11 protein-coding genes are annotated in these 13,922 nt (G+C 54.9%); 5 read left to right on the top strand and 6 right to left on the bottom strand.

What is annotated here, in order from left to right:
- Window positions 1-42: 42 nt before the first annotated feature.
- Complete coding sequence (locus Mag101_RS18325) at window positions 43-567, top strand: GNAT family N-acetyltransferase (RefSeq protein ID WP_077405427.1); 525 nt, start codon at window positions 43-45, stop codon at window positions 565-567.
- A gap of 168 nt (window positions 568-735) precedes the next feature.
- Here Mag101_RS18325 and Mag101_RS12325 read toward each other — a convergent pair whose 3' ends face one another.
- Window positions 736-2,208, bottom strand: a complete 1,473-nt coding sequence (locus Mag101_RS12325; RefSeq protein ID WP_157520363.1) for a B12-binding domain-containing radical SAM protein — start codon at window positions 2,206-2,208, stop codon at window positions 736-738.
- An 893-nt stretch (window positions 2,209-3,101) separates the two neighbouring features.
- Between Mag101_RS12325 and Mag101_RS12320 the strand changes: the two genes are divergently transcribed.
- Window positions 3,102-3,431: a hypothetical protein gene (locus Mag101_RS12320; RefSeq protein ID WP_077405420.1), complete on the top strand. Its 330-nt coding sequence runs from the start codon at window positions 3,102-3,104 to the stop codon at window positions 3,429-3,431.
- Window positions 3,432-3,548: 117 nt separating this feature from the next.
- Window positions 3,549-3,908: a DOPA 4,5-dioxygenase family protein gene (locus tag Mag101_RS12315; RefSeq protein WP_077408287.1), complete on the top strand. Its 360-nt coding sequence runs from the start codon at window positions 3,549-3,551 to the stop codon at window positions 3,906-3,908.
- Window positions 3,909-3,990: 82 nt separating this feature from the next.
- Here the strand turns inward: Mag101_RS12315 and mnmH are convergent, their stop codons facing one another.
- The gene (gene mnmH / locus Mag101_RS12310; protein ID WP_077405416.1) at window positions 3,991-5,103 is read right to left on the bottom strand and encodes a tRNA 2-selenouridine(34) synthase MnmH; all 1,113 of its coding nucleotides are present in this window, start codon (window positions 5,101-5,103) and stop codon (window positions 3,991-3,993) included.
- Complete coding sequence (gene selD, locus Mag101_RS12305; RefSeq protein WP_077405413.1) at window positions 5,100-6,167, bottom strand: selenide, water dikinase SelD; 1,068 nt, start codon at window positions 6,165-6,167, stop codon at window positions 5,100-5,102. Before selD ends, mnmH begins: the two co-directional genes overlap by 4 nt.
- Before the next feature lie 241 nt (window positions 6,168-6,408).
- Between selD and Mag101_RS12300 the strand changes: the two genes are divergently transcribed.
- The gene (locus tag Mag101_RS12300; RefSeq protein ID WP_077405409.1) at window positions 6,409-8,490 is read left to right on the top strand and encodes a protein-disulfide reductase DsbD family protein; all 2,082 of its coding nucleotides are present in this window, start codon (window positions 6,409-6,411) and stop codon (window positions 8,488-8,490) included.
- Window positions 8,491-8,527: 37 nt separating this feature from the next.
- Window positions 8,528-9,157, top strand: a complete 630-nt coding sequence (locus Mag101_RS12295) for a thioredoxin family protein (protein ID WP_077405406.1) — start codon at window positions 8,528-8,530, stop codon at window positions 9,155-9,157.
- An 89-nt stretch (window positions 9,158-9,246) separates the two neighbouring features.
- Here Mag101_RS12295 and bioA read toward each other — a convergent pair whose 3' ends face one another.
- The 3 genes from bioA to Mag101_RS12280 all read right to left on the bottom strand — a co-directional run bounded on the left by bioA (window position 9,247) and on the right by Mag101_RS12280 (window position 13,913).
- Entirely contained in the window at window positions 9,247-10,518 is a 1,272-nt protein-coding gene (bioA, locus tag Mag101_RS12290) for an adenosylmethionine--8-amino-7-oxononanoate transaminase (protein ID WP_077405403.1), read from the bottom strand.
- A gap of 201 nt (window positions 10,519-10,719) precedes the next feature.
- A complete protein-coding gene (locus Mag101_RS12285; RefSeq protein WP_077405400.1) occupies window positions 10,720-13,173 on the bottom strand; it encodes an ABC transporter permease in 2,454 nt (817 codons plus the stop codon).
- A complete protein-coding gene (locus Mag101_RS12280) occupies window positions 13,173-13,913 on the bottom strand; it encodes an ABC transporter ATP-binding protein (RefSeq protein WP_077405397.1) in 741 nt (246 codons plus the stop codon). Before Mag101_RS12280 ends, Mag101_RS12285 begins: the two co-directional genes overlap by 1 nt.
- Window positions 13,914-13,922: the final 9 nt, after the last annotated feature.

Genomic DNA, 13,922 nt, shown 5'->3' with positions numbered 1-13,922 from the left:
GAGTTCTCGTCCATTCAAGTTTTGTGTCACTAAGAGTTATGCATGGACGTTAGATTAATCGCTATTGATGACGCCGCCCGGTTATCCAGGTTCTATGAGGTAAATCAGACGCATCTGCAGGCTTGGGAACCGAGTAAGTCTGAAGAGTACCACTCTGAATCTGTCTGGGAGGCACGTTTGCAAGAGTGGTGCTCTCCAGCCGAAAGCGACAATTCATTTCACTTTATTTCAATCGATCCTAGCAGCGATAAAATCGTTGCTACATGTTCGCTCACGAATGTCGTCCGAGGTCCGTTCAGGGCATGTTATATGGGGTACGCGGTTGATCATCGATACGAGGGTAGAGGTGTCATGAAGGCACTTTGTCAGCACGTCATCGATTACGCGTTTACGGACCTCTCGTTAAATCGAGTTATGGCAAACTACATGCCGAGAAACGGTAGGTCGGCGATACTGCTCAAGAGCCTTGGTTTTGTCAAAGAGGGTGAGGCGAAGCGGTATTTGAAAATTAATGGGATTTGGGAGGATCACGTGCTAACGTCCCTCCTCAATCCAACAAATATCTAGCAAGGCCGGAAAATTTTTCTGAGCGTGCAGCCCTTTGTGGGATAGCTTATCTTTCCTGAGTTTCCTCCGGAGATTGAGTGCCATTTTTACGCTGTAAAGGCACAAAGTACGCTGTCTCAGTTGGCCGCGTTACACATAGAGATTTAGATTGGAAAAATCCTCTATCACTTAGAAGGCACCCTCAAACTCTTTTGCTTTTTCAAGTAAAGGTTTTCTGTTAATAGTATTGACTTCTGAAATTAGCTGATAGGCCGCTCCAAGAAATGCAGTTGAGCTCATTCGTCGATTTTCATATGGGATAATTCCGTTTGAGATATCGAGTTCTTTGACAGCTATATGGGGGTATTCTTTTTCTGCTTCGCGGAGCTTGCTTTCAATTGGTGTCTTCGGCATGTTTGCAAATCGGTTAAGTGTCACCCTCTCGATCTGATTTCGATGTTTTCTTAGAAAATTAACCGTTTCCAGTACGTCTTTAGCTGTTTCGTTGGGGTATCCAATCATGCAAGTAATGCGAACACTGATCTCAGCCCTATGGGCATCTTCGATGAATTTTGACATTCTACTTAGCTTTACACCCTTCGCCATATGGCGTAATACGCTTTCACTTCCGGATTCGAGACCGCAAGTGATCCGTACGAGGCCTGAATCTGAAGCTTTTTTCAGGTCATGGAAAGAAAGGCCATTTTCGTTTCTAGAGTCGACATGAACTGATGCCGTCCACTTTATGGGCTTCTCGAGTTTGCTTAGTCCACTTGCTAACCCTCTCCATAGTGTGACATTAGAATTCAATTTCAGGTCTAGGAATACGAATAGATTGGCCTGGTAGCGTTGCTGTTGAGTTTGTATTTCTGATAATACGGGTGTTAGGTCGCGAGATCGAAATGTTCTTCCTGATGTGGTTTTTACGTCAGAGCAAAATGTGCATAATCCCCATTCGCATCCTCTTCCCGTCATAATAGGAATAATTTTGTTGGGGTAATTTTTCCAGGGGAAATCGCTGAAGTCAGGGAAGGGGGGAGAGTCAAGTTGTGTGAGTGGCTGAGCTGTATTGAATGGTTTGTTTCTCGTAATTACGCCGGGTATATTTTCAAAATCCCCTTCTTTTGCGAGTGCGCTAATGAGTTCAATAAAGTGCTGCTCCGGTTCACCAGAGTACACAGCTGTAATTCCGCAAGTTTCAAGCCATTCTCTACAAGTTTCAGCTATATAGAATCCGCTGCCTCCTACTACAACAGGGATTCCTTTCTTCGAGCATAGGTGTCCGATATTTTTACAGATATCGTGATACATTGTATACGCAGAGATAAGGAGGACGTCAGGGGTATCTGCAATAAGTGCTTCAACTGCTTCGGTGATCCGTATTTGATCGCTATTTCCTCCTGGTCGATACCAGTTCTTGATTGTATCTCTGATGCGTCTGACTAGGGAGGCTCTAGAAACCGCCATCCAGTAATTTAAAAACTCTGAAAATCTTTTCCAATATGGTTGCTTCACTGTTCTCGGATATCCATGTACGCCGAAATTCAATGGTGAGCATACTTCAACATCGATGCCTTCTTTTCGTAGAATCGCTACAAAGTATCCGATAGATAACGTTGGATATCGGGAAAAGTTATTTAGATCAACTATGGAAACTTTCATCCAAAAGTCCTAATGTCTAGCTTTTGTGCAACAAGAGTGGTGTCAATTTCAGACTTATTAATATGGATACTACTGCGCTAATAGTGTCCCCTCAAGCTTTGTGAAATGACATGTAATTTTTTGTTCATTTACGGAGGTTCGCTTAGCTCTAAGTGGCTATATTTTATTGGCGCATAGGCTCGGAGTATCTTGTTTATACTCTTTAGATAAAATAAGTTTTGTAATAGCCGAAGTTTTGATGTTACCAGGGCTCGTTGCAGTTAATAGCTGAATATTTGCTGTCGTCACTACGTATAAATTGCACAGTCAAGGTGCGTTTTCTGAGCTGACCTTTGGTGGGGGCTCGTTTCGGTTGTCCGGTGGGTTAGATTATGGTTGCTACTCTGGTTAAGACTTTCAGTAATTCAGGCGATCTTTTGAGGAGGCTTTAGTGACTTGGGTATACCTAGCGACGACAAATAGTATATGAGTGTTTTTGCAATAAGAGGTAAGTTTCAGCTGTGGAAACTTTTTTGGCTATGTATATTGCCAGTAGCAGTGCTGTATCAAGTATCTTGGTATATGTATTTTCAAGATGCGCCCAGTTCTATTTGGGTTGATGGGACGTCGCATCGGTTAATCGCTTCAAAATTGTTCGGGGAGCTTATTCTTTACTCGATAGCAGTTTGGCTCGTTGCTGGGTATAGCTCATTCAGATACCGTTTTTTTCATCGGCTGACTTGCCTGATTATACTGGTGGTAATCGGTGTCACAGCACACGGTCTGTTTAGGGAGCTAGCGAGCTTGTGACAATCAAGCGTACTGAATCAGTACCTTGGCGTCATTAGGCTAATTGACTGGGTTGCTGCTGTTCAGGCCTGTGTTTGTCAGGGGTAAGGAGTGGGGTCGGTACCATGAATCAACAACCATTTATTGGTCCCTTAATACTGATTCTTCTAGGTGCGATTCCACTAATAGCATTTGGTTATGCCATAGCCGTTAAGAAGAAATATCATTTGATCGTCGGCTGGAAAGAGGGCGATAAGCCAAAGCATCCAGAGTTGCCAAATACCATAGGTCGATCCCTGATTTATGCGGGTCTTGCGGTATTGTTTGCTGCTGTGGGGAGTTATCTAGGTTTAATTAGTGATGCTTGGCTGGTGGCGATTTGCGTGGCCGCGGGGCTGTATGTTGTTGTACGGTCGGTATATGCCGGAGTCAGGTTTTCGAAGAAAAGTTCCTAGTGATTGACAGGGGCATGAAGGTAACTTCTGGTTGTCGCGCAATGTAAGCTGCCCGGGGCATCTAATAGTTGTGCAGATGCACGATGGACTCTGATTTTTTGGATTTCTATGAATCACATGTCTAAGGCAACACATCCTATTAACCAGCACGTTGCGTACCATGCGCATATTTACTTCGATGAAAACAGCGCGGTATTTGCGTCTGAACTCCGGGGTATGCTTCAGAAAGAGTTTGCTCTCAAGGTTGGGCGGTTCCATGAGCAGCCTGTAGGGCCACATCCTGCGGGCAGTTTTCAGGTCATTTTTGGTCGTGAAGATTTTGCGGGCTTCGTGTCCTGGTTGGAGTGCAATCGCGGTGAGTTGAGCGTGCTGATTCACGCGCTTACTGGTGATGATCTGAAAGATCACACGGATTATGTCTATTGGCTTGGGAAGCCCTGTGACCTAAATCTCGCCATATTTAACAAGCCGCATTGAGCTTTCTAAGATGGTCTGCGGATCATAGTGATCCCTACTTTTGACGAGCTGCTCCACCTCGCACACCGTAAATGAGCGGTCGTTACGCCGGTGCTTGCTCCCGCAGGTATTCCACCACTTCCTGTTGCTTGCCGCGAAATATAATGCGTTCAGCATTTTTTTCGATTTGGTAGTCGTACATCGGGTCGTAGTATTCTTGTAGCAGGCTGCTGATCCAGTCCCTGTGTCGCTCGACATTGCCGGTGGCAAGCTGTTGCTCCAGCGCCTGGTCCATCATTGCGGCTAACTGGCGGTAACGCTCACCGCCGAGGCGTTTGGTGATATTGGACAGGTTTTGCTTGAGTGACGTGGCAAATATTTCTGGGCCCTGTTCCGTACCATGTTCGGAGATAAATTCTGCACACAGGTCGATGACATAGTCCCCGAGGATGCGCTCAACGCGGTTTTCAAATGCATCATCCAGCCATACGAGTGGATAGCTGCGCATTTGCTGGTGTAATGAGAAGGGTACGGAACAGCGGCCAATCAGGCGGCTTTCATCTTCCAGCACGAAGTGGTGCTGGGCTGCAGCGCGGCGCTTTAAAAAGTCGATAGCCAGCGCATTCTCGAACCCGATCTGCGACGGTTGTGGTGTAGCTCGTTTTCCGAAGGTGGAGCCGCGGTGGTTGGCGTGCTTCTCCAGATCTACTGCGTTGGCGAGCACGTTGAGCACTTCGGTTTTGCCGGTGCCGGTCATACCGCCCACGAGGGTAAACTGGCATTCACTGACGGCACTTTCTATTTCATTCAGCAGGAAGGTGCGCATGGCTTTGTAGCCACCCTGTATCCGAGGGTAATCGACGCCTGCCTCATGCAGCCACTGCTGGCTAATCTGTGAGCGCAGGCCACCGCGGAAGCAAAACAGGTAGCCTTCCGGATGTTTGCGGGCGAATTCGGCCCAAGCGTTTACCCGCTCTTCTTTGATCGCGCCGCTGACCAGTTGGTGCCCCAGTTTTATGGCGGCATCCTGTCCCTGTTGCTTGAAACAGGTACCGACCTTTTGCCGTTCTGCGTCGGTCATCAACGGCAGGCTGGTGGCGCAGGGGAAGGAGCCCTTATTGAATTCAAGCGGGGCGCGGGTGTCGATCAGTGGCCGATCGCTGAGAAAGATTTCCCGGTAGTCCGTGCTGTCGGGTCTGCTGCCGGCGCCACTCATTCCACAATCACCGCAGGGCCTCGTTGTGCACCTTCAGAGTCTGGCGCTACCAGTTCGCCGATCGGTTGCAGTTCCAGCCCAAATTCCGCGGTCGCCGCGAGAAACTCCGCTTCCTGTTGTGGCGCAACCGCAACTAACAAACCACCGCTGGTTTGCGGGTCGGCAAGTAGCTGTTTTTGATCTTCGCTCGACAGGCTGACCCGGTGCCCGTAACTGTCGAAGTTTCGACCAGTACCGCCGGGCACACAGCCCTGCTGCAGGTAGTGGTCGACTCCCGGGATGCGCGGCACCGCATCGTAGCGAATACGTGCGGTGAGGTTGCTGCCATCGGCCATTTCCACCAGATGCCCGAGTAGGCCAAAGCCGGTAACGTCGGTCATTGCGCTGACGGCGTCCATACGTGCAAAGCGACTGCCCGGGCGGTTCAGGGTGCACATGAGGTCGCGGGCAGTGCCGGCATCTTCGGAGCGCAGCTTTTCCTGCTTTTCAGCGGTGGTCAGAATACCAATACCCAGAGGTTTCGTTAGGAACAACTTATCCCCGGCACGCGCACTGTCGTTGCGCTTCAGGCGCTGCTTTTCCACAACGCCCGTTACTGCCAAACCGAAGATCGGCTCGGGCGCATCGATGGAGTGGCCGCCAGCGAGGGGGATGCCGGCGTCGGCGCAAACCGCGCGGCCACCTCGAATTACTTCGCGGGCTACCTCAGGCGGCAATAGATTTACCGGCCAGCCGAGGATGGCGATGGCCATCAGTGGGTCTGCGCCCATGGCGTAGATGTCACTGATTGCATTGGTCGCGGCGATGCGCCCGAAATCGTAGGGGTCATCTACGATGGGCATAAAGAAATCGGTGGTGGAAACCACGCCCAGCTGTTCATCCAGGCCGTATACGGCAGCGTCGTCCCGTGAGTGGTTACCAACCCACAGGTTCGGGTCCATTTGCGGCGCATCGCTATCGGCGAGAATCTTGTCGAGCACCGCGGGCGAGATCTTGCAGCCGCAGCCAGCGCCGTGGCTGTACTGGGTGAGGCGTACTGGGGTTGATGGTGTGGAATCGCTCATGGGGGCTCCGGGATTTGCGTGGCGGCAATTTTACCAGCGGCGGCCTGTAGAAGCATGTGTCCCCGTCGAGCCTTTCATCTTGGTTCTTTTTGTTGGTTCTTTCATTTTGGTCTTTTCTTCGACACGTTTCGTCGAGATTGAGCATCAGGGACTTGCGGAGGTGCGGGCAATCCATTTAGATAGTTGGTCAGTATAAAAAAGATCCGGTCCACCGGATTACTACGGCAAGTTGGAGTCGCATTTGTTGCTTTCGATTTTTAACCGCACTGTTTTTCTGGCCTCTGTGCTGCTGATCGCCTGTTGGAGTGGTTTGTCTGCTGCTCAGGAAACCGCCAGTGGCGATCACGTCAAGGTGCGCTGGTTGGTGCCCGATACCTTTGGCCCAGGTGCCGAAACCATTGGTTTTTACTTTGAGGTAGACCCTGGCTGGCACGTGTACTGGCGCAATGCCGGGGATTCCGGTGCCGCGCCGCGCTTTGATTTTGCCGGTGCCACCGGCGAGGTGGGGCCTATCCAGTGGCCATTTCCTGTGCGCCTGCCCATCGAGCACCTGACAAACCTCGGTTACGAGGGCGATGTCGCCTATTTGTTTGAGGTGACCCCCAACGCTGGGGCGATGGATATTGTGGTGAATCTGGAGTGGTTGGTGTGCAAAGTGGACTGCATTCCCGGCTACGGCATCATGACCCTGTCGCGGCCCGTGGGCGAAGCAGCGAGCTGGCAGCCACAGGATGTGCAGTTGCGCGACCGCTTTCAGGCAATGGTCCCGGCTGAGGCCACTGCGGAGAACTTTCCCTGGCAGGTAGCGGCGGTTGCGGCTTCGCCACAGGCGAACACCCTTCAGCTTGAGCTGGCGCCACGAGAAGCGGGGGTGGAGTTATCCACACCGGATGTTTTTCCCCTCGACGGCGGATTGCTGACGGCAAAAGCGCCAGAGGTGGCGCAAGCTGGCGAAAACATCCGCTATACCTTTGAGCGGGTCCCCGGCGCTCCCATGCCCCCAACCACTGGCTTTGTGGTGAGCGACGGCGAGCGGGGCTGGCAGCTGGACGATCAGGAAATTCAGGCTGGCGCGGCGAGTGCGTCTGCTGCTGCCGGTACTGCTGGTTCTGCGCCAGCGAGCACTCAGCCCTTGTGGCTACTGATTCTGGCCGCCATTGCCGGTGGTGCAATTCTCAATTTAATGCCATGCGTATTCCCGGTGCTTTCGATCAAGCTGTTTAGCTTGGCCGGGCACGACGGACAGGCGGCGCATCGGGTGAAGGAAGGGCTGCGCTATGCTGCCGGGGTGCTGGTGACCTTTGCCGCACTCGGTGCACTGTTACTCGTGTTGCGCGCAGGCGGTTCCGCCATTGGCTGGGGTTTCCAGCTGCAATCGGCGCCGGTGGTGCTTGGACTGATTCTGTTGTTCTGGGTGATGGCATTGTCCTTCAGTGGCCTGTATGAATTTGGCCATCACCTGATGAATGTGGCGGGGCGCAGCCGCGGCGGCAGTTTTGCCACCGGCGTGCTGGCGGTGTTTGTCGCGGCCCCCTGTACCGGTCCCTTTATGGGCGCGGCCCTGGGCGCCGCTACCTTGTTGCCGGCATACAGTGCCATGGCGATCTTCCTCGGCCTGGGTATCGGCCTGGCACTGCCATTTGTGTTGCTGTGTGTGTTCCCTGCGCTGCTGAACCGCTTACCGGCGCCGGGCCCGTGGATGGAAACATTGCGCCAGGCGCTGGCCTTCCCACTCTATGCCACGGTGATCTGGTTGCTGTGGGTGCTGGGGCGTTTGGTAGGCGAGAGTGGCTGGCTGATCGGCGCGATGCTGATGCTGGTGATCGTGTTCGCCTTCTGGTTGGGGCGCCACGCATTCCGCGGTAGCCGCTGGCTGGCCTGGGGATTAGTTCTGGCTGCTCTCGCGGCAAGTTTTAGTGCGGCAAACCGCCTGCAGGAGCAGGGCGTTGCCAGTGGTAGCGTGCAGCAGCAGGAGGCCGCGGCGGGCTGGCAGCCCTACGACCGCAATGCTATTGCCCAGGCGCTGGCCAGTGGGCAGGCGGTATTTATTGATTACACCGCAGCCTGGTGTATTACCTGTCAGGTGAATAAAAAACTGGTGCTGGATACGGCGGAAGTTGCAGATCTGTTCCGCGAAAACGATGTCTATCTGGTGCGTGCCGACTGGACCAACCAAGATCCGGAAATTACCCGCGCACTGGGCGAGCTGGGGCGCAATTCCGTACCCGTGTATGCCTGGTATCCAGCAGGCGAGCGGACGCCGGTACTGCTGCCACAGATTTTGCAGGTCAGCATGATTAAAGATTTATTTAGTGAGAATTAACCCGGAACTCTGTAACCAAAGAGGATGCACTGTCGTGATGAAACAAGGTATACGTAGTAAACGTTCGATTGCTAAATTCCTGGGCAGCGCCGTGCTGTTTGCTCTGCCAGCTCTGGCCATGGCGGCCGCGGTACCGGGTGAGAAAGCCCCGGCATTTAGTGAAGTGGATGCCGCCGGCAAAACCCACAATCTGAAGGACTATGAGGGCCAGTGGCTGGTGCTGGAGTGGTTTAACAAAGACTGCCCTTACGTGAAAAAGCACTACGGTAGCGGCAACATGCAGGCGCTGCAAAAAAAGTACGCGGACGCAGATATCAATTGGCTGACCGTGATTTCTTCTGCAAAGGGCAAGCAGGGTTACCTGGAGCCGGCTGAGGCGCTGGACGTGGCGAAGAACCACAAGTTGAAAGCCAGCGCGCCGTTCCTGCTCGATAGCGATGGCAGTATGGGCCGTGCCTATGGCGCCAAGACCACACCGCATATGTTTATCATCAATCCACAAGGCGAGGTAGTGTACGCCGGTGCCATTGATGATAACGACTCAGCGAACCCGGCAGTGATCCCGGACTCCGCTAACTACGTTGCGGCAGCACTGGATGCATCACTGGCAGGCAAGGCCATTGAGGTGGCTTCCTCGCGTGCGTATGGCTGCAGTGTGAAATACTGATTTACAGCCCTAGCTCGTAGCTAGAAAGAAGGCGCTGCCGGATTCCGGGAGCGCCTTTTTTTATGCGACCTAATTGTTTGCGGCTCGGCTTAGAGGGTGGACAGCGATCTGTTCATGGCACCGGTCAATTGCGTGAGCTCTTCTGGACTGATCACGTAAGGTGGCATGGTGTAAACCAGCTTGCCAAATGGGCGCAACCAAACACCCTGTTCGATTAGGCTCTCCTGCAGTGTTTTATTATCTACAGGCTGCTGCATTTCCACCACGCCAATTGCGCCGAGTGTGCGTACGTCGGCAACGCCTGGTGCATTTTTTAGCGGCGCGAGCTCATTTTGCAGCTGCTGTTCAATATCACTGATGCGCAGCTTCCAGTCGCTTTTGAGCAACAGGTCGATATTGGCGTTCGCCACGGCGCAGGCCATGGGGTTACCCATAAACGTGGGGCCGTGCATAAATACGCCGGCTTCACCGGTGCAGATACCGTTGGCGACTTTGTCGGTGCACAGGGTGGCGGCCAGGGTGAGTACACCACCGGTCAGGGTTTTACCCAGGGTGAGGATGTCGGGTGAGATCTCTGCGTGTTCACAGGCAAACAGTTTGCCGGTGCGGCCGAAGCCGGTGGCAATTTCATCGGCGATCAGTAACACATCGTACTGGTCGCACAGTGCGCGGACGCGTTGCAGGTATTCTGGCGAATAGAAACGCATGCCGCCTGCGCCCTGCACGATGGGTTCGAGAATGACGGCCGCGAGGCTCTCATGGTTCTGTTCGATCAGCTGCTGTATCCCTGCGGTATCACTATCCGCGCATGGTTCACCGAATTTTGGTGTCGGTGCGGGGGCAAACAGGTGCTGCGGCAGCATTTTGGCAAACAGGTGGTGCATACCGGTGACCGGGTCGCAGGTGGCCATGGCGCCGAAGGTGTCGCCGTGGTAGCCGTTGCGCAGTGCCAGCAATTTACTTTTCTCGGGCTTGCCTTGGGAATGCCAATATTGCAGCGCCATTTTGATAGCGACTTCGACGGAGACGGAACCGGAGTCTGACAGGAAAACTTTTTGTAATGGTTCAGGGGTGAGCGCCACGAGCTTTTTGCACAGTTCGATCGCAGGCTCATGGGTGAGGCCACCAAACATGACGTGGCTCATTTTCTCCATCTGATTCTGCATGGCGGCGTTCAGCTCGGGAACGTTGTAGCCATGTAGGGTGCTCCACCAGGAACTCATTCCGTCGATCAGGCCACGGCCGTCTTCCAGATAGATTCGGACGCCTTCGGCGCGGGCGATGGGGTAGACGGGTGGTGGGTTGATCAGGGAGGAGTAGGGGTGCCAGATGTGCTGTTTATCGAATTCGAGATCGATCATTTTTGTGCTTTGAATATCTGATGTGGCGGCAGTGAGCGGGGGTTCATTTTCAGAACCGCTATAAATACATCCCTGTAAGCTGCGTCGGCGACGTCCATGTCGCCGACGCTTCTGAAAATGAATCCCCGCTCACCACCTTCGCATTTAATTTTTTACTTCGTTAGCCTTCTCTTTGTTTCGCGAACAGAGAAAGCTGAATTTTTAGGCGAGTTCGCGCAAGACCTTAAGCGGAGGCTGGCTAACGGCACTTCTACACGCCAGCGTGCCGGCTGTGCCCACCAGCAATGCGCCGACCAGCGGCCCAAGCACCCACAGTCCCGGATGGAACTGGAGGGGCATATCAAATACCTGCTGGGTGAGCACGACCAGTGTTGCTTCGGTGCCGAACGCTGCGAGCAGTCCGGCGGCAACGCCGAGCAGGCCAAACTCAATCATCAGGCTGCGAATTAGCAGCTGGCGACGGCCGCCCAGTGTGCGGATTACCGCGGCTTCCTGCAAGCGCTCGGCAATACTGGCGCGCACGCCGGCAACCAGCACCAGTACGCCGGCAACCAGCATCAGTGCGAGTACGGATTCCACGGCAATGGCAACCTGGCCAATGGTCTCGCGGATGTTTTCGAGAATCTTATCCAGTTCGATGATGCTGACGCTGGGGAAGTTTTTCACCAGTTCGTTGACGAACAGTTTGTCTTCTGGCGGCAGGTAGAAGCTCTGGATGTAGGTGGCCGGGAAGGTGTCCAGGCTGCCGGGGGCGAACAGCATAAAGAAGTTGGGGCGCATGCTGTTCCAGTCGAGGGTGCGCAGGCTGGTGATGGTGGCTTCGGTTTCGAGGCCGCCAATGGAGAAGCGCAGCACGTCGCCAAGGTCCAAGCCCAGTCGCGCGGCGACTTCCACTTCCACGGATACGCCTTCGTTCAGGTCTTCGCTCCACCATTCACCGGCAACAATTTTATTGTCCGCAGGAACGGTATCTGTCCAACTGAGGTTGAGCTCGCGGCGGATTGAGCCGTCTTTCTGCTCGCGTTCATTCACCGGGGTGCCGTTCACCGCGATCAGGCGGCCGCGCACCATGGGGTAGAACTCGGTGCCTTCGAGGTTTTTGCCTTCAACTTTTTGCTTTACGCCGTCCAGTTCGTAGGGGGCGATATTCACCAGGAAATGGTTGGGGGCATTTTCCGGCAGCTGCATCTGCCACTCGTCGATTAGTGCGGTGCGCGCGTAAAACATGGAGAGCATGGCCAGCAGCCCGGTGCCGAAGGCGGCAATCAACAGGGTGTTGAAGCCGGCGCGGCGCTGCAGGCTACCGAGCGCAATACGCCAGCTACCGCCCAGGGAGGCGAGGCGTCCGCGTACCAGTAGTCGGTTCACTACGGCAGCACCGGCAATCAGCAGGCCGAGACCAGCGAGCAGGGCAAGGGTGATGGCAAGGCTGCCGGACAACCACCAGATCAGCAGCAACATCGACAGCGGGCCGGGAATCAGTCCGAGCCATTCGCGCTTGTCCGGGTTGCTCCAGTCCTGACGCAGGGTCTGCATGGGGTCGGTCTGGGCCAGGCGGAACAGTGGCGGCATGGCGAAACCGATTACGCAGGCGACACCGGTAGCAAGGCCAACCCACAACGGCTGAATACCACTGGGGGGCGGGGTAACCGGGAAGAAGCCTTCCAGCAGGTTTACTGCCTGGGACTGAATCAGCGAGCCGATGGCCAGGCCGATGACAGTGGCAATCAGAGCGAGCGCGGTCATCTGGCCGATATAAATACCGAGGATTTTATTTTTGCCAGCGCCGAGGCTTTTCATCACCGCTACGTAGTTAGCGTGGCGCAGGCCGTAGCGGCGTGCCGCGAGGCCCACGGCAACACTGGCGAGCAGAACTGCGAGGCTGGCGGCGAGGAACAAGAAACTCTCGGCGCGATCCAGTGTACGCGCCACCCGCGGCTGGCCTTCTTCCAGGTCGATCACGCGCTGGTGTTCGGTGAGCTGCGGTTTCAGCCAGTTGAAGTAGTTGTTGAGCGCTGCATCATCGCCGGAGAACAGGTAGCGATAGGTCACGCGGCTGCCTGGCTGCAGGATGTTGGTGGCGGCGAGATCCGACTGATGCATCATCAGTCGCGCGCCCATGGAGAAGAGGTTGGCACCGCGATCTGGCTCGTGATCGAGGATACCGGTAATCGCAAAGTCACCATCGCCCAGCTGCAGCTGGTCGCCGATTTGCAGGTCCATCAGCGGCAGCAAGCGGGCTTCCAGCCACACTTGGCCGGGTGCCGGGCCCTGTTGCACGGTGCGTGGTTCATCGCTGGCGTTGGCGCGCATTTCCAGGTGGCCAACCAACGGGTAGTCGTCGGTGACGGCTTTCACCGAGGCGAACTGGAATTCATCACCGGCGGAGAGCATGGACGCAAAGGTGGTGGTTTGCGCCTGTTCCAGACCCAATTCTTCCGCCTTGCTTAACCACTCCTGCGGAACCACTTTGCTGCTCTGCACTACCCGTTCTGCGGCAAGGAAGCTTTGCGACTGGATGTGCATGGCGCGGGTGAGGCGATCGGAGAAGTGTGCGATCGCGGTGACGCAGCTTACGGCGAGGACCAGGGCGGTGGCGATCAGGGCCAGTTCGCCCCCGCGCCAGTCGCGGCCCAGTAGTTTCAGCGGCAGCATCAGGCAGATACCTCCGCCTGGTCGCCCAGATAGTTGTCGGGAATATCGGCAGTGGTGATTTCGCCGGCGGCCATACGCAGGTGTGCGCCGCAGCGCTCCGCCAGGCGCTGTTCATGAGTGACCAGTACGAGAGTGGTGTTGGTCTCTTCATTCAGCTTGAACAAGAGGTCAATCACCTTTTCGCCGTTGTGGGCGTCCAGGCTGCCAGTGGGTTCGTCGGCGAACAAAATGCCGTTGTCGGCGGTCGAAGAGTCATTGGCGATACTGCAGAACGCTCTGGCGATGGCCACGCGCTGTTGCTCGCCACCAGAGAGCTGGCGCGGATAGTGGTGCAAACGGTGACCGAGACCAACGCGCTCAAGGAACTCCTGCGCGCGCTTGCCAGCGTTGCGTTCACCGCGCAGTTCACTGGGCAGCATGACGTTTTCCTGCGCGGTGAGGCCGGGCAGCAGCTGGAAGGTCTGGAACACGAAGCCGACACAGCGGGCGCGCAGCGCCGCGCGCTGTTCTTCGTCCATGGCAGTGATTTCCTCGCCGGCCAGCCAGATCTTGCCCTCGGTGGGGCGGTCGAGCCCGGCCAGCAGGCCCAGGAGTGTGGATTTACCGGAGCCGGAGGCACCGGTGATGGCGAGGCTCTGGCCGGTAGGGAGTTGCAAGGAAATGTCGTTCAGCAGGGTTAGTGGGCCCTCACTTGTGCTGACTCGGTGGTGAAGGTTTTCGGCTTTTAGCATCACTGACATGGCAAGTCC

This window comes from Microbulbifer agarilyticus (assembly GCF_001999945.1).
GTDB lineage: Bacteria > Pseudomonadota > Gammaproteobacteria > Pseudomonadales > Cellvibrionaceae > Microbulbifer > Microbulbifer agarilyticus_A.
The sequence above is the reverse complement of the archived record's forward strand: the minus strand, read 5'-3'. Positions and strand labels throughout refer to the sequence as shown.